Genomic DNA, 1,306 nt, shown 5'->3' on the forward strand with positions numbered 1-1,306 from the left:
GCAGCATGGTCGAAAATAATTGTCTGCTTGGCCGCTCCCCGTTGAGCGTGCCGTTTCTCGATTTCGCGCATGACGCGGCGCATGATTGGTCTCTCTCGGTATTTGCTCCGATACTCCCATAGCCAATTGCGAAAGATGGTCAAAAATTGTCATGCCCAGTCGAATTCCGCACAACATATTACTAATTGCTTTCACTTTGAATTATTGAATTATTAGCCAAAATTTTCCAAGCGAAATTATCTCGTTAAATCAATACATGGCGGGACACCCACTCAAAAAGAAGCGGTGTAGATCAGAATCCCACCAAGACCGATCACGCCGGCCGTCAGTCATCTAATGCGAAGCAGCAGCTTGGTCGACGCAAAATCAACACTATCGAAAATTGTTAATTGTTAAATGGAGTCCTAAAATATCGAATGCTTGCAAACCTTACGAAGATTCGCGTGGTGTTGTATCCAACTGACGGCACTTGACTTCACATTGAAACTCATATGCGCATGAGCGCTCTCGCACGACTGCTTGATTTCTCGGCCAATGAAACGACGATGGCAGGCAGATCCGATAATGGCCCACAGCGGTGCACGCACTTCCTTTTCATCTGGGCACTGCTCAGTGATGCGGCCGGAATCAACCAGACCTGGCGAGGCAGCAGCGAGCCCGGATGACAACTCTGACGTTAACGGACTCTGGAACTCATGAACCTGACGCAGTATTCGCGGCTCGCAATTCGGAGTAGAGAGCGCCGCTTGCCTGAAGTATCCTCGTCATGTTCCAGTGGACGGAGGATGACTCGGATGTTGATTCGCGTAGAAGGTCGACAAGTTAAGCTATTGCGGACTGAGCGGTCTGCTCAGACACATCGGATCCACGAGGTCGCAATCCGCACGTTTCGGATCGATCGTCCGCTGCTCGTTGAACTGCTCGAACGTCTCGACCGGGACGAATGCCTTGTACTCGATCAATGGCTTGAAGCGCATACCCAAGAACTCGTCCAAATCGATGCACACTCCATCATCGAGCACGCACCTGTGCAATTAGAGGCACTGGTCGCTGCGCTCGACGCCGCCGCGGAAACGCTGTGTCCAGCAGCAGCAGATGCGCTCCGGGAACAGTTACACTTGATCGCGCGTTCACTGCACACTGGCGGGCACCCCAGACCCGTGTCACGGCGACGCGGTACCACATCGTTTCCAGGGCAGCGAGATCTCGTCGACGAGCTCGCCCCCGATGTCGCCCAAGAGCTCGCGCAAGACCAGAGGGAAAGTCATTTCCTGACGTAATCCAATACCAGCAGTTGGCCACATCG

Annotated in this window: 1 protein-coding gene; it reads right to left on the reverse strand. The window is 52.8% G+C overall.

All coding sequences use genetic code 11. From position 1 onward, the window contains the following. Positions 1-827: 827 nt before the first annotated feature. Positions 828-995, reverse strand: coding sequence for a hypothetical protein (locus ABZX22_RS45160; protein ID WP_175606962.1), 168 nt, complete (start codon positions 993-995; stop codon positions 828-830). Positions 996-1,306 lie beyond the last annotated feature (311 nt).

It is taken from the genome of Nonomuraea sp. NPDC003804, from assembly GCF_040610675.1.
GTDB lineage: Bacteria > Actinomycetota > Actinomycetes > Streptosporangiales > Streptosporangiaceae > Nonomuraea.